The sequence below is a fragment of the Cellulomonas sp. NPDC057328 genome, from assembly GCF_042667215.1.
GTDB lineage: Bacteria > Actinomycetota > Actinomycetes > Actinomycetales > Cellulomonadaceae > Cellulomonas.
In genome coordinates this window covers 14771-35870 of record NZ_JBHUZW010000021.1, presented here as the reverse complement: position 1 = coordinate 35870, position 21100 = coordinate 14771, and the positions used below count along the sequence as shown (strand labels likewise).

Sequence of the window (21100 nt, the reverse complement as noted above, 5' to 3'; positions counted from 1 at the left end):
AGCGCTTCCGGTGCCCCCGGGCCACCCGTCGGTGCGACGAGCAGGCCCGACGTCTTGACACCGGGCCGGGCGCACCGGACCATCGACGCCACGACTGGAAGCGCGTCCAGTCGGCCGCACCGGCCCGCGACGACGCGGGCGTGGGGCCGACGACCACGCGGCGCAGCGGCCGACGGCGACGGAGCCCTCGACGCGCGTCGCGCCGCGTGGAAGCGCTACCAGTGCACCTCCCGGAACCGACACGACCCGCTCACCGCGCCCGGAGCGCCCTCACCCCTCGGAGACACAGTGGTCCCCTCACCCCACCCGCGCCCACGGCGTCGCAGCCGGTGGCTGGCCGGAGCGACGTCGGTCGCCCTGCTCGCCCTCCCGGTCGTCGCCTCGACGGCCCTCGGCGCACCGCTGACGAGCACGCACGACTTCGCCGACGGTGACGCGCAGGGGTGGTTCTCCTACGCGAACAGCGGCTCCGTGTCCTCGTCCGCCGCGACGGGAGAGCTCTGCGCCGTCGTCGACGGCGGCGAGAACCCCTGGGACGTCGCGCTCCAGCACGACGACGTGACCTTCGACCGCGACGCGACGTACACGGTCGCGTTCGACGCGCACGCGACCGCACCGGTGACCGTCCCGCTGCAGGGCGGTCTGGGCTACCCCGCGGTGTTCGGCCACCAGGTCGTGCTCGACGGCACGGCCACGCCCCAGCACGTCGAGCTCACCTTCACTCCGGCGGACTGGCCGACGCGCCCCACGACGCCGGACTCCCCGGCCGCGGAGGACTGGACCACCGGGACTGGGCCGGTCTCGTTCCAGCTGGGCGCGCAGGCGGCGCCGTACACGTTCTGCGTCGACAACCTGTCGATCACCTCGGGCACGAGCATCGACCACTCCTTCGCGGGCGGCGACCTCGGCGAGTTCGAGCTCTACGACGCCCCCGGTGGTGGCACGGCGCGCGCCGGCGAGGACGGGCTCAGCGCCTGCATCGACCTGCGCGGCGGGTACGCCAACCCGTACGAGGCCGGCCTCGAGCGCAAGTACGTCGACGTCGTCGCGGGACGCAGCTACGTGCTGGAGATGACGGCCTGGGCGAGCGCCCCCGCGGCCGTCAACGTGCTCGTCGGGCAGTACGGCGAGCCCTGGCAGCGCGTGCTCGACGCCGACGCCGCGCTGACGACCGAGCCGCAGACGTTCACGTACCCGTTCACCGCCGGTGCGTCGTTCAGCTCGGACCCCGCGACCGCCTACGGCCGCATCCACCTCGAGCTCGGCCGCCGCACGACGCCGTACACGTTCTGCATCACCGAGCTCTCCTTCGTCGAGACGACCGAGGCGCCGCCGGCGTACGAGCCGGAGACGGGACCGCGCGTCCGCGTCAACCAGGTCGGCTACCTGCCGCAGGGACCCAAGCGGGCCACCGTCGTCACGGAGGCCACCGAGCCCGTCGCCTGGGAGCTCGTGTCGGGCACGACCGTGGTGGCGTCCGGCAGCACGACGCCGCGCGGCGTCGACCCGACGGCCGGCCTGAACGTGCACGAGGTCGACTTCGACGACGTGACCGCACCGGGGACCTACACACTGCGTGCGGACGGCGAGACGAGCCACCCGTTCGTCGTCGGCGACGACCTCTACCAGCAGCTGCGGTACGACGCGCTCGACTACTTCTACCCGGCCCGCAGCGGCATCGCGATCGACGGGTCGATCATGGGCGACGACGCGTACAGCCGTCCGGCGGGCCACGTCGGCCGGCCGGGCGACGCAACCCCCAACCAGGGCGACCACGGCGTCCCGTGCATCACCCCGACCGAGGCGCAGGGCCTCTACGGCGACTGGACGTGCGACTACACGCTCGACGTCGTCGGCGGCTGGTACGACGCGGGCGACCACGGCAAGTACGTCGTCAACGGCGGCATCGCCGTCGCGCAGGTGCTCAGCACCTACGAGCGCGCGCTGCACGCCCCCACCGGTGACGCCGCCGCGCTCGGCGACGGCAGCCTCGACATCCCGCTCGACGAGCAGACCAACGGCGTCCCGGACCCGCTGGACGAGGCGCGCTGGGAGCTCGAGTGGATGCTGCGCATGCAGGTCCCGGCCGGTGAGCCGCTCGCCGGGATGGTCCACCACAAGGTCCACGACGTCGACTGGACGGGCCTGCCCCTCCTGCCGTCGGACGACCCCCAGCCGCGGCGCCTGCACCGCCCGTCGACGGCCGCGACGCTGAACCTCGCCGCGGTCGCCGCGCAGGGCGCCCGCCTGTGGGAGCCGTACGACGCCGAGTTCGCCGCCGAGCTGCTCGCAGCCGGCCGGGTGGCCTACGCCGCCGCGGTCGCGACGCCGGACCTCCTGCAGCCCGCGCCCAACGCCGACCCGAGCCCGGGCGGCGGACCGTACGACGACCGGGACGTGACCGACGAGTTCTACTGGGCCGCCGCCGAGCTCTTCCTCACGACCGGTGAGCAGGAGTTCGAGGACGCGGTGCTCGCGAGCGAGCACCACACCGCCGACATCTTCTCGGCCGGCGGCATGTACTGGGGCGAGACCGCGGCCCTCGGCCGGCTGGACCTCGCCGTGGTCGAGTCCGACATCCCGGGTCGCAGCGCGATCCGGCAGTCGGTGGTGGACGGTGCGGAGGTCTACCTCGCGCGCCAGGCGGCGCAGCCGTTCGGCACCGCGTACGCGGGCAACGCCGCGGGTGTCTACGAGTGGGGCTCGAACTCGTCGGTGCTCAACAACCAGGTCGTGCTCGGCACGGCGTTCGACCTCACGAGCGACCAGCGGTTCGCCGACGCCGTCGTCGAGTCGATGGACTACCTCCTGGGTCGCAACGCCCTGAACAACTCGTACATCACGGGCTACGGCGACGTGTTCTCGGAGAACCAGCACAGCCGGTGGTTCGCGCACTCGCTCACCGAGTCGCTCCCGAACCCGCCGGCGGGGTCGGTGTCCGGCGGGCCGAACTCCGACGTGGGCACGTGGGACCCGGTCATCAGCGGCCTGTACGGCCCGGACCACATGTGCGCGCCGCAGCTCTGCTACGTCGACGACATCCAGTCGTGGTCGACGAACGAGATCACGGTGAACTGGAACTCGGCGCTGTCGTGGGTCGCCTCGTTCGTCGCGGACCAGGGGGACGGTGACGCGTCGGACGCGGGCACGGTCGCCTGGGTCGTCACGGAGCCGGCCGACGTCACCGTCGTCGAGGGTGCCACGGCCCGGTTCACGGTCGAGGCGACGGGCTCGCCCGCGCCGTCCGTGCAGTGGCAGCGCCTCGTGGACGGGACGTGGACCGACGTCGCCGGGGCGACGGCGACGACGCTCGAGCTCACCGCCCGCCTGGCCGACTTCGGCGCGCAGTTCCGGGCCTACGTCGCGAACGAGCTCGGCGGCGCCTGGTCGGACCCGGCGACGCTCACGGTGACGGCGGCCGTCGGCGCCCCCGGCTCCGGCGGTGCTCCGGCCCCGGCGGCGGGTGGCACGGCGGGTGAGGGCGGCGCGGCCGGCGCGGCGACGACGGCCCGCACGGGCCCGCTCGCCGCGACGGGCGCGACCGTCGGCGTCCTCCTCGGGATCGGTCTCCTGCTCCTCGTCGGGGGCGCGGGAGCCGTGGCACTGACCCGCCGGGCGCGGACGGCGGGCTGACCGACCGCGCTCCCGCGCGGCCCGTGCCGCACCACGTCGCTCCGGTGACCCACCCCCCGGGTCATCGGAGCGACGTCGGTGCCCTGTCGCGCGGCGTCAGGACGTCGGGCGGTACGACCGGACACGCTCCGCCCGGCTCAGGGGGTCGTCAGGTCGAAGCTGCGGACCGTCACCGCCCCGCCGAGCGCCCGGGTCGCGTGGTTGAAGATCCCGAACCGGTAGCCCATGAAGAACTCCCACTGGTTGTTCAGGGTGAACGCGGGCCCGAGCGGGCGGAAGGTCGTCCCGTCGGTGCTGTAGGAGAAGGTGGCGGTGCGGCCGGCGCCGGGGCGGATGTCCGCCGTCGCGCGCAGCCAGATGCGGCTCCCGGTCACGGCGACCGACGCGCGCTCGACCCCGGTGCCCGTCGTCGCCCACGAGCTGTTCATCGTGAGCCCGTCGGTCATGACGACGCGGGTCGTGCCGTTGGTCCGCACGACCCCGACCCACGCCGACGACTGCCGCAGCAGCGCGAGCCCGGACCGGTCGCCCTCGGCCATCGCGGAGTGGTCGAGCTCGACGGTCGCGGTGGAGGACGGCCCCTGGATGCGGTGCGTCAGGGTGTTGCGGGCGGCGTACAGGTCGTCCGTCACCGTGGCGGTCTGCAGGCGCAGGCCGTTGCCGACGCTGAACCGGCTGGTGTCGGGGTTGTGGTTCCACTCCCACCGGTGGCCAAGCGTCGAGCCGGTGAAGGTGTCGCGTCCGGTCATCGGGGCGACGGTCCTCGTGGTCGTGATGTTCGGGCGCGGGTACGTGGTGCCCCAGCGGCCGTCGACGGTCCGCACCGAGGGCCACCCGTCGCTGCTCCAGCTGATCGGCGCGAGCGTCGGCATCCGACCGCCCGGGTAGGCGTCGGTGAAGGCCATGTACCACCAGTCGCCGGCCTGCGTCTGGACGAGGCCGCCCTGGTGCGGGACGCCTCCGCCGGGGATCGGGCCGGGCATGTCCAGCAGCACCTGCCGCATCTCGTACGGGCCGAACGGCGAGCTCGACCGCAGCACGTACTGGCCGTTCGCGGGCCGCGTGAGCCAGATGTAGTAGTAGCCGCCCCGCTTGTAGAACCGGGCGCCCTCGAGCGTGCCGACGCTCGACGGCGTCTGGAACACCTGCTGCGCGCGCACCTGGGCGGTGCCGTCGGCGTTGAGCTGGGCGACGCTGATCGTGCCGTTGCCGTACGCGACGTACAGGGTGTCGTCGTCGTCGACGAGCAGCCCGGCGTCGTAGTAGCAGCTGTTGATCCGGGCCTTCTTCGACCAGGTGCCGTCGACCGACGTCGCGGTGTAGACGTACGTGCGGTTGAACTCGGTGCACCCGAGCCAGTAGTACGTGCTGTTGCTCCGCCGGTAGCCCGCGTCGACGCCCAGATGCCCCGGACGTACTTGCGCCCGCCTGAGCCCGACGGAGAACCGCGCCCACATGAGCATGTGGGCGATGCTGAGCGCGCCGCTGATCGCCGGCAACGACATCCGCAGCATGAGCGCCGACGTGCGCGCGGTCCTCACCAACCGGGACGTCCTCGCGATCGACCAGGACCCGCTCGTGCGCCAGGCCGACCGCGTGCGGGACGACGGCGATGCCGAGGTGTGGGCGAAGCCGCTCGCCGACGGCTCGGTGGCCGTCGCGCTGCTCAACCGCGGTGGCGGCGCGCGGCAGATCGCGACCACGCTCGCCCAGGTCGGCCTCGGCTCGGGCTCGCACACCTACCGCGAGCTGTGGACCGGCACGACGGGGACGACCGCCGGGGCGCTGACGGCGCAGGTCCCCGCGCACGGGGTCGCGCTGTACCGGGTCACCCCGGGCGGGGGGACGACACCGCCGCCGACCGGGAACCGGCTCGTCAGTGCCGCGTCCGGCCGGTGCCTCGACGTCCCGGCGAGCGCCACGACCAACGGCACCGGCCTCGTCGTCTGGGACTGCGGCACGCAGGCGAACGAGACCTGGACGGCGACCGACGGCACCCTGCGCTCGCTGGGCACGTGCCTCGACGCCCCGCCGGACGCCGCCGCGGGGACGCGCGTGCAGCTGTGGGACTGCAACGGCGGCACGAACCAGCAGTGGGTGCTGCGGGCGGACGGGACCCTGCGCGGCACGCGGTCCGGGCTGTGCCTCGACGTGGACCGCAACCTCACCGCGAACGTTACCGCCGTGCTCCTGTGGCACTGCACGGGAGCGGGCAACCAGGTCTGGTCCTGGCGGTAGCGCGCGACCGTCGATGTCGTCGACGTGGAGGTCGATGACCGCGGTCCGGTCGTCCGCGGCGCGGGCCGAGCCCGGACGCGGCCGCAGCCGGTGGTCCCGGTGGGCACCGAGACCTCTCGTGGTCGTCGGGCGGGGCCCGGGTCCGCCGCGACTCAGTCGTCGGTCGACCGCCCTGCTCCGGTCGCGGCGTACCGGGCGACGGTGGTGCGGACGGCCTCGTCGACCACCTGGGCGACGCGTTCGGCGCTCACCTCCCAGCCGGGCACCAGGAGGGTCGGCCAGAAGACGTAGTTGGAGATCATGCCGAGGAACTGGGTGGCGGCGAGGTCGACGTCGTCGACCCGCACCGTCCCCGCCGCGTGCTCGGCGAGCAGGTAGTCGCGCACGGACGCGAAGTAGGGCATCTTCCCGTGCGCGAACTGCGCCTCGGCGAGCTCCGGGAACCGCGGCAGCTCGGCGATGACGATGCGGAAGAGGTCGGTCATCTGGGGGCGGCTCAGCAGCGCGGCGTAGCGGTGGCCGATGGTGCCGAGCCCGTCGACGACGTCGCCTGCCGGCGGAGGACCCTCCTCGTCCGCGGTGGACCACGACGAGGTGACCATGGCGTCGAACAGGGTGGCCTTGGTCGGGAACTGCTTGAACAGGGTCGCCCGCGAGACGCCCGAGCGCTCCGCGACCCGCGCCAGCGACGTCCGGTCGTAGCCCTGCTCGAGGAACAGCGCGGTCGCGGCCGTCAGGATCAGCGCGCGCTTCTCCTGGGCGATGCGCTGGTGGTACGCCGACACGACCTTGCTCACGGGTGCCAGCATACGAGGTGAGTGGCTTGACTCACCATCGTCGCCGACCTAGTGTCGACGATGGTGAGTCGCTCGGCTCACCACCGCCGCGCATCCGTCACGCACGAGCGCGGTCGGTCACGCCCGCACCCGAGGAGCACCAGATGCCCCGCTTCGACGACCGGACCGTCCTCGTGACCGGTGGGACCGGTGGCCAGGGATCCAGCCACGTCCGCGCCTTCCACGCGGAGGGGGCGAACGTGGTGATCGGCGGCGTCGACGCCGCGCGCGGCGCCGCCCTCGCCGACGAGCTCGGGCCCCGCGCTCTCTTCACCCACCTCGACGTCACGGACGAGAGCTCGTGGTCCGCCGCCGTGCCGGCCGCCGAGCGCGCCTTCGGCGCCCTGCACGTGCTCGTCAACAACGCAGGGGTCCAGAACCCGCCGGCGACGATCGAGACGACGGACCGGGACACGTGGTCGCGCATCCTCGACGTCAACCTCACCGGGACCTTCCTCGGCCTCAGGGCCGCGGCTCCCGCCCTGCGCCGCGCGGGCGGGGGAGTCGTCGTCAACATCGCCTCGACGATGGCCCTGGGCGGCACGGCGCACTACGCGCCGTACGTCGCCAGCAAGTGGGCCGTGCGTGGTCTCACCCGGACGGCGGCGCTCGAGCTGGGCCGGGACGGCATCCGCGTGAACGCCATCCACCCCGGCGTGATCGCGACCCCGTTCATCCACGAGCCCGCAGCCGGCGCGACCGTGGCGATCGCCGACCGCTACTCACCGGAGCCGTTCGCCATCCCCCGGCTGGGGGAGCCGACCGACGTCACCCGGCTGCTCCTGTTCCTCGCGTCCTCCGACGCGTCGTTCGTCACGGGCTCGGAGTACGTCGTCGACGGCGGCCTCCTCCTCGGGCCCGCCCTCCGGGCCGACGCCGCGTGAGCGGCACGAGCGGCGGGGGCGGCCCCGTGCGCGACACGTCCTCGTCCCACCTGCCCGACGCCGTCCGTCGCGCCATCGAGATCACCCCCGCGGCCGGCACCCGCGAGCGGACCGTCGACATCACGACGCGGGGCCGCCGCACCGGCCGGCCACGCCGCATCGAGATCTTCTTCTACCGGGCTGCGGGCGGCACCTACCTGTGCAGCGGCGCCGGCGGCGGTGCCACCGACTGGCACGCGAACCTCCTCGCCGACCCCGACTTCACGTTCCACCTCAAGAACGGCATCCGTGCCGACCTGCCGGCACGGGCCACACCCGTCACCGACCCGGCCGAACGTCGCGTCGTGCTGGCGGAGATCGTCGCCGACCTCAACCAGCCCCATGACCCGGGCACGATCCGGCCGACGCGGCTCGAGGACTGGGCCGACAGCCGGCTGATGCGGATCACCTTCGACCGTCGGCCGTGATCGCGGGGCCCGGGGCGACCCGGTGTGCGGCCCCGCGAGCGTGCGAGGCATGGTCGCGGCGGAACCGGACTTCCGGCACCTGACCGGCCTCGGGTGGGCCTCGCTCGGCGTCCTCGAGCTCACGGCGCTGCCGACCATCGGCGCCGGGCGCTGGGTGCCGTGGGTGCGGGAGGCCGACGTCCTGCTCGTCGACGGCGGCGACGCGACCTACCTCGCCCACTGGGTGCGCGAGTCCGGTCTGGCCGACCTGCTGCCCTCGTTGCCCGACACGGTGTGGGTCGGTGTCAGCGCGGGCAGCATGGTGATGACGCCGCGGATCGGGTCGTCGTTCGTCGAGTGGCCGTCGGCTCCGGACGACCGCACGCTCGGGGTCGTCGACTTCGCGGTCTTCCCGCACCTCGACGCCTTCCCGTCGAACACCCTGGCCCACGCCGAGCGGTGGGCCGCCGAGATCGGCGGACCGGCCTACGCCATCGACGAGCAGACGGCGATCGCCGTGGTCGACGGCGCCGTCGAGGTCGTCTCCGAGGGGTGGTGGGTGCGGTTCGGGCAGTGACGCCGTCCGGGCGGGCGCGCGAGCCGACCGGTCACCGCCAGCGGCCGAGGCTGTCGACGACGGTCGCGACGACGTCGTCGTCGGTGGTGCCGCGCTCGATCGTCGCCCGGTAGTGGAGCGGGCCGATCGCCAGGGCCGCCGCGTCCCGGGGAGCGGTGCGCAGGTCGACCTCGCCGCGGTCGCGGGCCGCCTCGAGGGCGTCGGCGAGCCTGCGGGCGAGCAGGTCGGCGAAGCCGGCGCGACGGACGTCCATGCCGTCCTCCCAGAGGGCCGTGCTCGCCAGCGTGGTGGCGACGACGCGGACGTCGTGGTGGTCCAGCTGCCGCGCGAGGGCGGTCAGCTCGCGGACGAGCCAGTCGCGCGTGGGGAGGTCGGGTGCCGCGAAGAACGGCAGCGGCACGGTCGCCATGGCCTCGGCCAGCAGCTGGTCGGTGCGCGGCCAGTGGCGGTAGACGGTGGCCCGCGCGATGCCCGCCTGCTGGGCCACCCGTGCGTGGGAGACGGCACCGGGTCCGCCCGCGACCAGCAGCTCACGGGCGGCGGCGACGATCGCCTCCCGGCTGCGCAGGAACCGGGGGTCGTCGTGGGAGGGCGTCATCCGACGAGTCTATGAGACATCTTGACTCAGAGTTCTCCGGGTGCGAGGCTCTCGGTCTTATGAGACAGACTGTCGCACAGCAGCAGATCGTGGTCCTGGGCGCGTCCGGCGCCACGGGCCGCCTGGCGGTGTCGGCGGCCCTGCGCCGCGGCCACCACGTCACCGCCCTGGTGCGTCGGCCCCGCACCCTTCCGCCCGACGCCCGCCTGCGGGAGGTGGAGTGGCGCGACGTGCGCGACGCGGCGCCCCTGCCGGCGGCACTGACCGGCGCCGACGCGGTGATCAGCGCGCTGGGCGGTGCGGCGAGGGGCCCGACCTCCGTCTGCACCGACGCCATGGCGACCGCCGTACCCGCGATGCGGCGCGCGGAGGTCACCCGCCTCGTCGTCGTCAGCGCCCACGGCGTCGCCGAGAGCCGCGACCGGTCGCTCTACGCACGCGCGGTGTGGGCCGGCGTCGAGGAGAGGATGCGCGACAAGGAGGCGATGGAGCGCCTGGTCACGGCGTCAGACCTGCGCTGGACGGTGGTGCGTCCGCCGCGGCTCACGGACGCCCGCCCGACCGGGCGGTACCGGGTCGCCGCGGACCTGCCGGTGCACCTGTGGACGTCCGTCGGGCGCGCCGACCTCGCGGACCTCCTCGTCCGCGAGGTCGAGGACCCGCGCCACGTGCACGCCTTCCCCCGGGTCGCCCGGTGAGCGCCCGGTCGACCCGCCCGGCCGACCCGCTCGTGGACGCGGACCTCGCGGGGCAGGTGGCGGTCGTCACCGGGGCCAGCGGCGGGATGGGGCGGGTGATCGTCGCCGAGCTCGCCCGCGCGGGTGCCCACGTGGTCGCGGTCGCCCGTGACGGTGCGCGCACGGAGCGCACGCTGCGGGAGACCGTCGACGGCCACGGCACCTTCGACGTCGTCATGGCCGACCTGTCCCTGCGTCGCGGTGTGGTGGACGCCGCCGCAGCGGTCGGCCGGCAGTACGCGCAGGTGCACGTGCTGGTCAACAACGCCGGCGCGCACTTCCCCGACCGGGGTCTGACCGCCGACGGGGTCGAGCGGCACGTCGCGGTGGACCACCTGGCCGCCTTCGGGCTCACGCACCTGCTGCGGGCGAACCTCGTCGCCGGCAGGGGGCGAGTCGTCCACGTGGTGTCCGACACCGTCAACGACACCCGCAAAGTCACGCTCGCCGGACGTCCCCGCCCGGCCACCCTGGACCCCGCACAGCTCACCGACCTGGCCCTCCTCAACCCGGCCGACGGCTTCGTCGCCTTCGAGGCCTACGCGCGGGCGAAGCTCCTCACCGTCACGAGCGGCTACCACGTCGCGCGCCTCCTGCGGCCCCACGGCGTCACCGTGAGCTCCGTGCACCCGGGCATCGTGGCCACCGGCCTCGTCGACGGGCTCGTGCCCGCGGTCCTGCGTCCTGTCGGCGGTCTCCTCCGCAGGACCATGCTGACGCCTCGCGAGGGGGCCGCCGCGGCGCTGCGGCTCGCCACGGACCCCGCGCTCGCGGGTGTCACCGGGGGCTACCACCGCCGGGGGAGCGTGGCGACGACCCCCGCCGTCTCGTACGACACGGCGGTGCAGCGCCAGGTGTACGACGTGAGCCGCCGGTGGTTCGACCGCTGACCCCGCCGGTGCCGCCCCGGTGACGCCCGTCCGGTAGCAGGGTGCGCGTCGCGCCGCTCCTCCTGTCACGAGTCGCCCGGGGCCTCGGCCCGGCGCCACGAGGGCCGCACGCCCCTGCGGGGACGTGCGGCCCTCGTCGGCGCTCGGCCGTCAGGACGCCGTGCAGCTCGCGGTCAGGTCGGCCGGGCTGCCGCTGCCGAGGAACCCGGCGGTGGTGGACGCCCCGGCGGCGAGCTTCCCGTTCCACGCCGAGGCGGTGATGGTGCTGCCGGAGGCCGTGCCGTTCCACGCCTGCGTGATCGTCGCGCCGCCGATCGTCGCCCGCCAGCCGTTGATCGCGCTGGAGCCCGCCTTCACCGTCACGGTGGCCTGGTAGCCGCCCTGCCACGAGCTCGCCACGGACACGGTCGCCGTGCAGGCGCCGGCCGGCGTGGTCGGACCCGGGTCGGGTGCGGGCGTCGTCGGGTTCGGCACCGGCGTCGTGGGGTTCGGCACCGGCGTGGTCGGGTTCGGGGCCGGGGTGGTCGGGTTCGGCGCGGGCGTCGTCGGGTCCGGCGCCGGGGTGGTGCCGCCGAACGTCACGTCGCTGCACTGGTAGTACGGCTGGTCGAGGTGGCTCGCCTGCCAGATCGTGAAGACGACGTGGTGGCCGCGGCGGTCGCTCGGCACGGTGACGTCGGTGACGTACGGGCTGGAGCTCGGGTAGCTGCCTGTCGTCTTGAGGAGCTCGAGGTCGGACCACGCGAGCGCCTTCGTCCGGGCGTCGTAGCCCTGCTTGGTGACGTAGATGCGCAGGTAGTCGGCGCCGTGGTTGGACGGGTCGTGCACGGTGAGGCGGAAGTTGTGCGACCGGGCGCTCGTCCGCCAGGCGCCGGGGGTGTCCGCGGCCGCGTAGGTCGGGTTGTTGGCGGAGCAGAGCTTCCCGTTCGGGATCACCTGCTCGTGCCGCCCGCCGACGTTCTCCTGGAACATGCCGTTCCAGTTCCACATCGCGTTCGGGTTGCTCTGCCAGGCGTTCGCGCACATGGGGTCCTGCGTCTGCATGGCCGGGTCGGTCCAGGCGGCGCTCCAGCGGTCGTAGCACCCGTAGATGCGCGACGGCGGGTCGGAGACGGCGCCGTGCGCGGCGGCCGGCGCGGCGAGGGCGACCGAGCCGGCCACCGCCGCGGCGCCGAGCGCGAGGGTGGCGACCGCCGCGGAGAGGCGGCGGCGAGCTGCTGAGAACCGTGACATGGGTGCCCCTCCGGGGACGAGTTCGGTGGCGGACGTACGAGGAGCACCCTCCGCGGCGGCCGCACGCGTGGCAACGTCTGAAACGCTTGGGACCCCCTTGACAGTGCGTCCGGCCCCGGAGAGCCTGGCAATGCCGCTGCGCAACAGTGGCAAATTTGCCACCGCATCCCCGCGCAACGGTGCGTCGGGGCACCCCTGGAGGTCCCATGTCGGATCGGCGACGCGCACTCGGAGCGAGCGGACGGGGGCGCGGCGTGCGCCGTCCGCGGCGGGGGAGGCCGGGCGCCCGGCCCGTCCTCGCCGGCCTGGTCGCGGGGCTCATGACGCTGGCCGCGCTGGCTCCCGCCCACGGGGCCGCCGCGCCCCCGGAGCCGGAGCTGCCGCCGGCCGGCCAGACGTTCGAGCACTACCCGCCGATGAAGGACGTCTACGCGGACCACTTCTCGTTCGGCATCTTCGGCGCCGGCGAGATCGAGGGCCTGACCTACAACTACGCGTCCTACACGCCGGGCAACGAGATGAAGCCCGAGAGCACGCAGCGGGAGAAGGGCGTGTTCACCTTCGACGCGGCGGAGGCCGCCTTCGCCCGCTACACGGCCCGCAACCCCGACCTGGAGCTCTACGGCCACACCCTGGCGTGGCACTCGCAGACCCCGACCTGGATGTGGGACGCGCCGCCGGCCCGCTTCGACCAGCCCGGCACGTTCGACCGCGCCGTCGCGCTCGAGAACCTGCACACGCACGTCGAGACCGTGCTCGGCCACTTCGGGGACCGCCTCGTCGCGGTCGACGTGGTGAACGAGGCGGTCGGCACGGCCGACCCGGCGGACTGGCGCGCGTCGCTGGCCAAGGGCGAGGGCTGGTACCAGGCGCTGGGCGCGGACTGGGTCGAGCTCGCCTTCCTCAAGGCGGCCGAGGTGGTCGACGCGAACGGCTGGGACGTGAAGCTCACGTACAACGACTTCGGCCTGGACTCCCCGGCGAAGGCGCGGGTCGTCTACGAGATGGTCAAGGACATCAACGCCCGGCACGCCGGCACGCGCCCGGACGGCCGGCCGCTCATCGAGGTCATCGGCATGCAGGGCCACTACAACCTGGCCACCGACGTCGAGGCCGTCGAGCAGAACATCGAGCTCTTCGCGACGCTGGACGACGTCGAGGTCCACGTGACCGAGATGGACATCGCCCTGCCGCCCGGCGAGCTGACGCCGGAGAACGAGAACAACCAGGGCATGAAGTACGCCGAGCTGTTCCGGGTCTACCGCGACCACGCCGCCGGCCCGGGCAACACGACGGACAACCCGAAGGTCGTCGCCGCCGTGAAGCTCGCGGGTGTCCGCGACGTGGCCACCGGCTGGAAGGGCGGGGAGTTCGCCATGCCGTACGACTACGACGGCAACGCGAAGCTCGCGCTCCTCGGCATCCTCTACCCGGACCAGTTCCTCGCCACGCACGACTACATCGACACCTCCGGCGGCGAGGAGCCCGCACCCGTCCCCGGCGTGCACGTCTTCGACACGTCCGCCGGCGACCCGTGGAGCGGCGCGAACATCGTCCTCGGCGACGACGCGTCGGTGTGGCCGTGGTCGACCACGGACGACGGCGAGGTGGCGTTCCGGCCGGAGCCGGGCGCGACGTACCGCGTGACGGTCAATTACACGGCCAAGGGGACGACGGCGATCCGGGTCCGGTGGGTGAAGGACACCACCAACGGCGGCTACACGACCGCCGACGGCGCGCTCGTCAACGCCCACCCGTACGCGGCGAACCAGGTCGCCACGCAGCTGCCCGCGTACTTCAACAGCGGCATGGTCAACATGGGCAGCTACGACCTGGTCAGCGAGATCACGATGGACGGGTCGCAGCCGGCCGACGGGCTGATCGGCAACATCGGGATCCGCGGCGGTGGGGGCGGCAACGCCTTCTCGGTCAACCGGATCACGGTGGAGAAGGTCTCGGCGGCCGGTGACGAGGTCCTCGTGACGTGGCCGGGCGCCGTCGCGCCGCCGGCCGCCGCCCCGGCGGCGCCGACCGACGTGGTCGCCACCGCCGGCGACGGGTCCGCGACGGTCTCGTGGAGCGCGCCGGCGGAGGACGGCGGCAGCCCGGTCACCGGGTCGACCGTCACCGCCTCGCCGGGCGGCGCGACGTGCACGACCGACGGGACGTCGTGCGTCGTCACGGGCCTTGCGAACGGCCGGGCCCACACGTTCACGGTCGTCGCGACCAACGCCGCGGGCGACTCGGCGGCGTCGGCACCCTCGGCCCCGGTGACGCCGGCCGCACCGGCGGGCACGCCGCACGCGGTGGCGCTCGCGGTCTCCGGGCAGGCGCAGTGCGTCGACGGGCGGCCGCGTGTCACCGTGCACGTGCGCAACGTCGAGCGGGTGCCCGTCGTCGTCGCCGCGACGACCCCGTGGCGGACCGGTGCCGTGGCCGTCCTGCTGCCGGGCGCGTCGTTCCAGCGCACCTGGACGGCACCGGGCACCGCGGTCGAGGCCGGGGACGTGGACGTCACCGGCGTGAAGATCGCCGGCTGGCAGGCCGCGTGGACGGCGTACGAGGCCGGGCACGCGGGCGTCGCCTGCGGGTGAGGGAGGCCCGTACGGCGGGCGGCGCCGGGGTGCGCCGCCCGCCGTCGGTGCGCCCCTCGAGCGCCTTGACGGCCCCGGGAGGCGTACCTACGGTGTCACCCGTACGGCCTACAGGTGCCCGTCGAGGGTGACGGTTACACCGGTGTAGGAGCGGAGCACGTCGTGCCCGGACGGCTGTCGGTCAGTGTCGGCGACAGCGACGGATCGCGGGCGTCGTGCGCGGGGACGAGCCACAGGTCGGGCGACGGGGGGAACGCCGCCGCATCGCCGACGCCGAGCGTGACAGCGAGAGGGACGTCAGATGACGGGGCTTGCGGGACCAGGACGTGAGGGCGCACCGGGGACGGTCGCGGGGGAGGGCCGCCGCCGGGTGGCGCGGTGGACGGGAGCGGCGACGGCGGTCGTGCTGGCGACGGTCGGCCTCGCGGCGCCGGCGCAGGCGGCCGTCGAGGAGACGTACGAGGTCGACGTCCGGGTGTCCGGGCGCGGCACGGTCACCGGCGAGGGCAGCTACGAGGCGGGCGACACGGTCGTGCTGACCGCGACGCCGGCCGCGCAGCAGGTGTGGGGCGGGTGGACGTCGGAGGAGCTCGGCTGGATCGGGGCGCGGGTCGACTCGTTCACCATGCCCGAGGGCGACGTGGTCCTCGACACCACGTTCCGCCGGCAGATGGCGCCGCTCAAGGACGTCTACCGCGACTACTTCGACGTGGGGAACATCCACTCCGACCCCGCGACGTACGCGCCCGGGTCGGCCAGCTCGGCGAACATCGAGCGGCACTACACGGTCATGACGGCCGAGAACAGCATGAAGCCGGACCAGCTGCTGCCGAACGACAACATCGACCCCGTGACGGGCGAGTTCACGTTCCGCTTCGGCCCCGCCGACGCGTTCGTCGACGAGACGCTGGCGCGCGGCATGGACGTCCACGGGCACGTGCTCGTGTGGCACGGGCAGTCGCCGCCCCGCATCAACAGCGGTCCCACCGGCGGCACGCGCGCGCAGGCCCGGGCCAACATGGAGCGCTACATCCAGGAGGTGCTCACGCACTTCCAGGGGCGCGTGGTCTCGTGGGACGTCGTCAACGAGGCCTTCGTCGACGGCCTCGACGAGTTCGACCCGGCCACGCAGGACTGGCGCGACTTCCTGCGCGGCGGGCCCAACGGCGGCGCGTCGAACTGGTACTCGGCCTACGCGAACGGCGCCGACACGGCGGCCGGCGAGCACCCGGCGGACTTCCTCTACGACGCCTTCGTCCTCGCCCGCACGTACGGGCCCGAGGCACGCCTGGTCTACAACGACTTCAACGTCTTCCAGTCGGAGGGCAAGGGCGAGGCGATCGTCGCGATGGCCACGGACCTGAACGCCCGGTACGCCGCGGAGCACCCGGAGGACCCGCGCCTGCTCGTGGAGACGATCGGGCTGCAGTCGCACAACTACATCAACCAGACGCCGGCGTTCGCCTGCACGGACCGCACGCGGCTGCCCGGGCTCGTCGACGAGGCGGCCGCGGAGTGGCAGCCGGGCACGTGCTCGGACCACGCGTCGGTCGAGCGCTCGCTCCAGCTCATCATCGACGCCGGCATGACGGCCGACGTGAGCGAGCTGGACCTGCAGGTGTGGGAGGCGTGGAACGGCCAGCCCGAGGGCGACGACCGCGCGCAGTACCGCGACCTGACGGACCCGTCCGTCAAGGACCGCATCTCCCGCGAGGGGTTCACGTACTGGGTCGGCAACATCACCAACCGCGCCGAGCTGGAGCGCATCCAGGCGCAGCGGTTCGCCGAGTACTTCGCCGTCTACAAGAAGTACTCGACGGACATCGACCGCGTGACGTTCTGGGGCCTGACCGACCAGCGCAGCTGGCGGTCCACGCACAACCCGCTGCTGTTCAACAGCGACTTCTCGGAGAAGCTCGGCGCGGCGGCCAGCGCCGACCCGGAGGCCTGGCTCGGTCTGGACCGCCCGGTGACGGACACCTCGAAGCTGGCGGCGACCGTCGCCGCGGCCGAGGCGCTCGACCTGCGCGACCCCGCGTGGTCGCGCGAGGGCGTCGCGGCGGTGCGCCGGGCCCTGGCCCTCGCGCGGCTGGTCCTCACGCACGGCGGTCACCAGGGCCGGGTGCTGGCGGCGACGACCGCGCTCGCCGACGCGATCGCGGCGCTCGAGCGGGAGAAGGAGACGCCGCCGCGGTCGTGACGACCGCCTCGACGGGGTCACCTCGGAGACGTCGGTGCGGCCGACACCCCTTGTCATTCTGTAGTGAGCGCTACAGAATGGCGCCATGGCCCGGCCACGGACGTTCGACGAGCAGCAGGTGCTCACCGCCGCCATGCACGCGTTCCGCCGGCAGGGCTTCGCGCGCACCTCGGTGGTCGACCTCGAGCAGGCGACCGGCCTGCGCACCAGCAGCCTCTACCAGGCGTTCGGCGACAAGACCGGCCTGTTCCGCCGGGCGCTCGAGCACTACGTCGAGCAGGTCGTCGGCACCCGCCTCGCCGCGCACGCCGGGCCGGACGCCGGCCTCGACGACCTCGAGCAGCTGTTCCTCACCCTGTTCCTGCCGCCGCTGGACGACGGTCACGGGTGCCTGCTCGTGAACTCCGCCGCCGAGTTCGGCGGCGACGGCACCGTCCCGGGGCACCGCGTCGCCGACGGGCTCGCGCTCGTGCGGCACGCCGTCGCGGAGGTCGTCCGGCGCGAGCTCGGCGACGACCGGGCAGGTCCGGCCGCCGCGCGGCTGGATCTGCTCTACCACGGCCTGCTCGTGCTGAGCCGGGCCGGTCAGCTCACCGGCGGCCACGAGGCCGCCGTCCGCCGCGAGTTCGACGCCCTGCGCGCCGCGACCCGCCGCCCGGAGGAGGACGCATGATAGCCACACCGCTCAACCCCGCCGCCGTCCCCGCGTCGCCGTTCTACAGCCAGGGCATCGAGGTCCGCGACGCGGGCCGGCTCGTCCTCGTCTCCGGGCAGGTCGGGGTCGGCGCCGACGGCGTGCCCGCGGAGGGCGTCGCCGCGCAGGCGACGCAGGCCGTCGCCAACCTGCACGCCGTGCTCGCCGAGGCCGGGCTCACCCCGGCCCACCTGGTCAAGCTGACGATCTACCTGACCGACCCGGGCGACGTCGGCCCGTTCATGGCCGCCGCCGGCGCGAGCCTGCCGCAGCCGCCGCCCGCGACGACCCTGCTGCTCGTCGCGGGCCTCGCCGACCCCTCGCTGCGCGTCGAGATCGAGGCCGTCGCCGCCGCCTGAGCACGGCCGGGCGCCCCCTGGGGACGCGCCGGTGGGGACGAGTTCACCCCGCCCGGCGCGTCCCGCGCGGTATCCGGCCGCCGTCGCCCGCCTCCTCCCCGTGTCCGAGGACGTGCGAGGAGGCAGCGATGGACGCGAGCGTCGTCGAGCTGGAGCGGCTCGACCTGAGGGACGACCGGGAGCTGCTGTCGCCCCCGTGGCTCGCCGGACCGCTGTACCGGTGCGCGACGGCGGTGACCGTGTGGGGCTTCCTGCCGCACGCGGTGCTCGACGTCGAGGTCGACGGCGCGGTGGTCGTCGCCGGGCACGCCGCCGGCTTCCCGGAGCCGCAGGGCGAGCGCGTGCCGGTGCCGGCGCTGGAGGACGGCCAGGAGGTGCGCGTGCGCCAGCACGCGGACGGCCGCACCAGCGACTGGTCGCCCGCGCTGCGCGTGCGCGACCACACCGTCGACTTCCCGGCGGGCCCGCCCCGGCCGCAGGTCAACCCGGCGCCGGTCTGGCGCTGCGGGTCGCGGACCGGCGTCGGCAACCTGCTGGGCGGCGCGAACGTGTGGATCACCGCGGACGGCACCGAGGTGGGGCGTGTGGACGGCTGCAGCCCGCAGCAGGGGGTCGACGTCAACCCGTTCTACGCGGAGGACCAGAAGGTCCGCGCGCACACCGAGCTCTGCGGCGACCCGGCGTCACCGTCGGTCGAGCTGACGGCCACCGCCCGCCCCGGCCCCCTGCCGGCGCCGGCGTTCGATCCCGTCCACGACGGCGCGGAGCAGATCCGCGTCACGGGCGTCGTCAACGGCGCCCGCGTGACCGTGCTCCGCGGCGCGTCGTCCCTCGGGACGTTCCGCTGCTGGGGCGGCAGCCTGATGATCGGCGTGGCGGCCGTGAGCGAGGGCGAGGGCTTCTCCGCGACGCAGGAGCTCTGCCCCGACCAGCCGGGCAGCCCGCCCGGCACGACGACGGTGCAGCCGTGCTCGGCGCTGGGCGCGCCCGCGGTGGGGCCGGTGCAGGCGGGGGACACGGCCCTGACCATCACGTCGAGCGCCCCCGGCGCCGTCATCCGCGTGTACCGCAACCTGGTCGCGGTGGGCGTGGGGACCGCACCGGTGGTGCCGCTCGGCCAGCCGCTCGTCGCCGGCGACGTCGTGCACGTGACGCAGTCGCTGACGACGTGCCCGGCCCGCGTCGCGCTGCAGCTGACGGTCGCCTGCGTGGACCCGCCGGTGGCCGGCGACCCCGCGGCGCTCGACCTCGTCCCGGTCGGGCGCACCGAGTACGCAGACGGCCCCGTGCGCGGCAGCATCCACTACCCGGCCGAGGACGACGGCGTCGACCAGCCGTTCCACCGGCGGCTCGCGGAGCGGGGCCCGGTCCCGGTCGTCGTCATGGCGCACGGCAACCACTCGGCGGCCGATCCCAGCTACCTCGGCTACGACTACTTCCAGACGAGCCTGGCGAAGGCCGGCATCGTCGCCGTCTCCGTGGACTGCAACGCCCTCAACGGCCCGGGCGGCAGCGTGCGGAACATCGAGGAGCGTGCGGACCTCGTCATCGACACGATCCGCCACCTGCAGACGCTCGACGCGACGCCCGGGAGCACGTTCCACGGGCGCCTGGACTTCTCCCGCGTCGGCCTGATGGGCCACTCCCGCGGCGGGGAGGCGGTGGTGATGGTCCCCGCCGTCATGGGCGCGATCGGCGTCACCGTCCGCGCCGTGCTGGCGCTGGCGCCGACGAACTTCCGGTACTGGGAGCGCATGCCCACCCTCGCACCGGCGGGCTACGCGTTCTCGACGATCCTGCCGGCGTCCGACGGGGACGTCCGCGACAACAACGGCGCCCAGCTCTACGACGTGGCGCGGCCGGAGCCGTTCGCGTCGCAGGTGTACGTGCACAGCACCAACCACAACTTCTTCAACCGGCGGTGGGCGGGCGACGACGGCGTGACGCCGGTGTTCTCCCGTGGCACGCACGAGCGCGTGCTCGACGTGTACGGCAGCGCCCTGTTCCGGGGCGTGCTGCTCGGCGACGGGTCCGAGGCGTACCTGCTCGGCACCGTGCGGCCGGTCGGGGTGCCCGTCGAGGCCGTCGACCTGGCCTACCGCGTCGAGCGGGCGGACACGGTCGACGACCACGACGACGGCAACGGCATCGGGACCAACTCGTTCGGCCTGCCCACGTCCGCCACCGGCGTCGCCGTCGCGGACGAGTTCCGGTTCGAGCAGGTCGCCGCCGCCTTCAACGGCAGCTTCTTCGGCCTGACGACGGGCATGGTGCTGCGCTCACGGGAGCGGGGCGGCGGCGACTTCCGGTCCGAGATCGGCACCGCGGACCTCACGTCGAGCGAGGTGTGGGTGCGCGTCGCGGAGGTCGTCGAGGGCGGCGTCGTGCCGGGCGGCGTGAGCTTCGACCTCGGCCTCGAGGACTGGCGCGGCACGGTCGCGTGGATCGGGTCCGCGTCCGTCGGCGGCGTCCCGCGGCCCTTCGAGCGGCCGGACCGGACCAAGACCATGCTGTCGACCCTGCGGTTCCGGCCGTCCTGCATCGGGCGCCGTACCCGGCTCGACCTCTCCCGCGTCGTCGCCGTGCACCTGCGCACGACGACCGACGACGACCGCCCGGTCGCGTTCGACGACCTGCAGCTCGTGCCCGTCTGACCGTGCTCGTCCCCGGAGGTACGTCATGACCAGCGATCCCGGCACCCCCGAACGGCGCCGTCGTCCCCGCCTCGACCTGCCGCGCGTCGTCGCGGTGACGCCGCGGCTCGCCCGGTTCGACCCGCCGCCGCACCACAACTTCACGTCGTCGCTGCCGCGCCTCGAGCGGACCGTCGAGCTCGTCGTCGAGACCGACGGCCCGATCCCGGTGCGCGCCCTGTCGCCGGTCCTGTGGGTCGGCGACGCCGCCGTCACGGAGGTCGTGGCGGTCGACGACACGCACTACCGGTTCGTGGCCCTGCAGCCCGACGCGCTGCGGGACGGTGCGCCGGTCGCGCTCGGCTGGAGCGGTGCGCCCGCGTCCGAGCGCGTCGACACCGGCACGTCGTACGTCGCACCGGACTGAGCCCGGCGCGCACGCGCCCGGGCCGCGCGGGCACGGCTCGCGGGCACGGCCCGGTGGCACGACGACGGCGCCGCACCCGGGAGTGCGACGCCGTCGTGCTGGCCGGTGCGGAGCCGGTCAG

16 protein-coding genes and 1 pseudogene are annotated in these 21100 nt (G+C 74.2%); 13 read left to right on the top strand and 4 right to left on the bottom strand.

From position 1 onward, the window contains the following. Nucleotides 1–288: 288 nt before the first annotated feature. Nucleotides 289–3633 carry a glycoside hydrolase family 9 protein gene (locus ACFUMH_RS06245; protein ID WP_378202056.1) on the top strand — a complete coding sequence of 1115 codons (3345 nt, stop codon included), beginning with the start codon at nt 289–291 and terminating at the stop codon, nt 3631–3633. A gap of 137 nt (nt 3634–3770) precedes the next feature. Here ACFUMH_RS06245 and ACFUMH_RS06240 read toward each other — a convergent pair whose 3' ends face one another. Continuing rightward, complete coding sequence (locus tag ACFUMH_RS06240) at nt 3771–5096, bottom strand: family 43 glycosylhydrolase (protein ID WP_378202053.1); 1326 nt, start codon at nt 5094–5096, stop codon at nt 3771–3773. Between ACFUMH_RS06240 and ACFUMH_RS06235 the strand changes: the two genes are divergently transcribed. Beyond that, nucleotides 5089–5871: a ricin-type beta-trefoil lectin domain protein gene (locus ACFUMH_RS06235; protein ID WP_378202050.1), complete on the top strand. Its 783-nt coding sequence runs from the start codon at nt 5089–5091 to the stop codon at nt 5869–5871. The two genes, ACFUMH_RS06240 and ACFUMH_RS06235, sit on opposite strands and share 8 nt — an antisense overlap. A gap of 152 nt (nt 5872–6023) precedes the next feature. Here ACFUMH_RS06235 and ACFUMH_RS06230 read toward each other — a convergent pair whose 3' ends face one another. Then, nucleotides 6024–6668 (bottom strand): TetR/AcrR family transcriptional regulator, encoded by a 645-nt coding sequence (locus tag ACFUMH_RS06230; RefSeq protein WP_378202047.1) that lies wholly within the window; start codon nt 6666–6668, stop codon nt 6024–6026. A 143-nt stretch (nt 6669–6811) separates the two neighbouring features. Here ACFUMH_RS06230 and ACFUMH_RS06225 point away from each other — a divergent pair, with 143 nt between their 5' ends. The 3 genes and pseudogenes from ACFUMH_RS06225 to ACFUMH_RS06215 form a co-directional block, all read left to right on the top strand. After that, the gene (locus ACFUMH_RS06225; RefSeq protein WP_378202044.1) at nt 6812–7591 is read left to right on the top strand and encodes a glucose 1-dehydrogenase; all 780 of its coding nucleotides are present in this window, start codon (nt 6812–6814) and stop codon (nt 7589–7591) included. After that, nucleotides 7588–8058 (top strand): nitroreductase/quinone reductase family protein, encoded by a 471-nt coding sequence (locus ACFUMH_RS06220; RefSeq protein ID WP_378202041.1) that lies wholly within the window; start codon nt 7588–7590, stop codon nt 8056–8058. The genes ACFUMH_RS06225 and ACFUMH_RS06220 overlap by 4 nt, the downstream gene beginning before the upstream one ends. Before the next feature lie 13 nt (nt 8059–8071). Next, nucleotides 8072–8614: pseudogene (locus ACFUMH_RS06215) on the top strand (Type 1 glutamine amidotransferase-like domain-containing protein); the annotation flags it as partial. A gap of 31 nt (nt 8615–8645) precedes the next feature. Here ACFUMH_RS06215 and ACFUMH_RS06210 read toward each other — a convergent pair. Further along, entirely contained in the window at nt 8646–9212 is a 567-nt protein-coding gene (locus ACFUMH_RS06210; RefSeq protein WP_378202038.1) for a TetR/AcrR family transcriptional regulator, read from the bottom strand. A gap of 59 nt (nt 9213–9271) precedes the next feature. On the opposite strand from ACFUMH_RS06210, the gene ACFUMH_RS06205 reads away from it, so the two are divergent. Then, nucleotides 9272–9910 (top strand): NAD(P)-dependent oxidoreductase, encoded by a 639-nt coding sequence (locus ACFUMH_RS06205; protein ID WP_378202034.1) that lies wholly within the window; start codon nt 9272–9274, stop codon nt 9908–9910. Next, complete coding sequence (locus ACFUMH_RS06200; protein WP_378202031.1) at nt 9907–10839, top strand: SDR family NAD(P)-dependent oxidoreductase; 933 nt, start codon at nt 9907–9909, stop codon at nt 10837–10839. Before ACFUMH_RS06205 ends, ACFUMH_RS06200 begins: the two co-directional genes overlap by 4 nt. A gap of 150 nt (nt 10840–10989) precedes the next feature. Here ACFUMH_RS06200 and ACFUMH_RS06195 read toward each other — a convergent pair whose 3' ends face one another. Next, nucleotides 10990–12072 carry a lytic polysaccharide monooxygenase gene (locus ACFUMH_RS06195; RefSeq protein WP_378202028.1) on the bottom strand — a complete coding sequence of 361 codons (1083 nt, stop codon included), beginning with the start codon at nt 12070–12072 and terminating at the stop codon, nt 10990–10992. Between the two features lie 254 nt (nt 12073–12326). On the opposite strand from ACFUMH_RS06195, the gene ACFUMH_RS06190 reads away from it, so the two are divergent. The 6 genes from ACFUMH_RS06190 (at nt 12327) to ACFUMH_RS06165 (ending at nt 20979) form a co-directional block, all read left to right on the top strand. Beyond that, entirely contained in the window at nt 12327–14666 is a 2340-nt protein-coding gene (locus ACFUMH_RS06190; RefSeq protein WP_378202025.1) for an endo-1,4-beta-xylanase, read from the top strand. A 301-nt stretch (nt 14667–14967) separates the two neighbouring features. Beyond that, complete coding sequence (locus ACFUMH_RS06185) at nt 14968–16866, top strand: endo-1,4-beta-xylanase (RefSeq protein WP_378202023.1); 1899 nt, start codon at nt 14968–14970, stop codon at nt 16864–16866. An 85-nt stretch (nt 16867–16951) separates the two neighbouring features. Further along, nucleotides 16952–17539 (top strand): TetR/AcrR family transcriptional regulator, encoded by a 588-nt coding sequence (locus ACFUMH_RS06180; protein ID WP_378202020.1) that lies wholly within the window; start codon nt 16952–16954, stop codon nt 17537–17539. After that, on the top strand, nt 17536–17919 hold the full coding sequence (locus tag ACFUMH_RS06175; RefSeq protein WP_378202018.1) for a RidA family protein: 384 nt from the start codon (nt 17536–17538) through the stop codon (nt 17917–17919). Before ACFUMH_RS06180 ends, ACFUMH_RS06175 begins: the two co-directional genes overlap by 4 nt. 128 nt (nt 17920–18047) lie before the next feature. Continuing rightward, nucleotides 18048–20573: a hypothetical protein gene (locus ACFUMH_RS06170; protein ID WP_378202015.1), complete on the top strand. Its 2526-nt coding sequence runs from the start codon at nt 18048–18050 to the stop codon at nt 20571–20573. A gap of 25 nt (nt 20574–20598) precedes the next feature. Then, the gene (locus ACFUMH_RS06165) at nt 20599–20979 is read left to right on the top strand and encodes a hypothetical protein (protein ID WP_378202012.1); all 381 of its coding nucleotides are present in this window, start codon (nt 20599–20601) and stop codon (nt 20977–20979) included. Nucleotides 20980–21100 lie beyond the last annotated feature (121 nt).

What these genes read in the sequence shown, in the direction of transcription:
- ACFUMH_RS06195 (WP_378202028.1), bottom strand. Translation starts at nt 12,072, where the DNA reads ATGTCACGGTTCTCAGCAGCTCGCCGCCGCCTCTCCGCGGCGGTCGCC.
- ACFUMH_RS06210 (WP_378202038.1), bottom strand. Translation starts at nt 9,212, where the DNA reads ATGACGCCCTCCCACGACGACCCCCGGTTCCTGCGCAGCCGGGAGGCG.
- ACFUMH_RS06235 (WP_378202050.1), top strand. Translation starts at nt 5,089, where the DNA reads ATGAGCATGTGGGCGATGCTGAGCGCGCCGCTGATCGCCGGCAACGAC.
- ACFUMH_RS06165 (WP_378202012.1), top strand. Translation starts at nt 20,599, where the DNA reads ATGACCAGCGATCCCGGCACCCCCGAACGGCGCCGTCGTCCCCGCCTC.
- ACFUMH_RS06205 (WP_378202034.1), top strand. Translation starts at nt 9,272, where the DNA reads ATGAGACAGACTGTCGCACAGCAGCAGATCGTGGTCCTGGGCGCGTCC.
- ACFUMH_RS06240 (WP_378202053.1), bottom strand. Translation starts at nt 5,096, where the DNA reads ATGCTCATGTGGGCGCGGTTCTCCGTCGGGCTCAGGCGGGCGCAAGTA.
- ACFUMH_RS06225 (WP_378202044.1), top strand. Translation starts at nt 6,812, where the DNA reads ATGCCCCGCTTCGACGACCGGACCGTCCTCGTGACCGGTGGGACCGGT.
- ACFUMH_RS06170 (WP_378202015.1), top strand. Translation starts at nt 18,048, where the DNA reads ATGGACGCGAGCGTCGTCGAGCTGGAGCGGCTCGACCTGAGGGACGAC.
- ACFUMH_RS06175 (WP_378202018.1), top strand. Translation starts at nt 17,536, where the DNA reads ATGATAGCCACACCGCTCAACCCCGCCGCCGTCCCCGCGTCGCCGTTC.
- ACFUMH_RS06185 (WP_378202023.1), top strand. Translation starts at nt 14,968, where the DNA reads ATGACGGGGCTTGCGGGACCAGGACGTGAGGGCGCACCGGGGACGGTC.
- ACFUMH_RS06180 (WP_378202020.1), top strand. Translation starts at nt 16,952, where the DNA reads ATGGCCCGGCCACGGACGTTCGACGAGCAGCAGGTGCTCACCGCCGCC.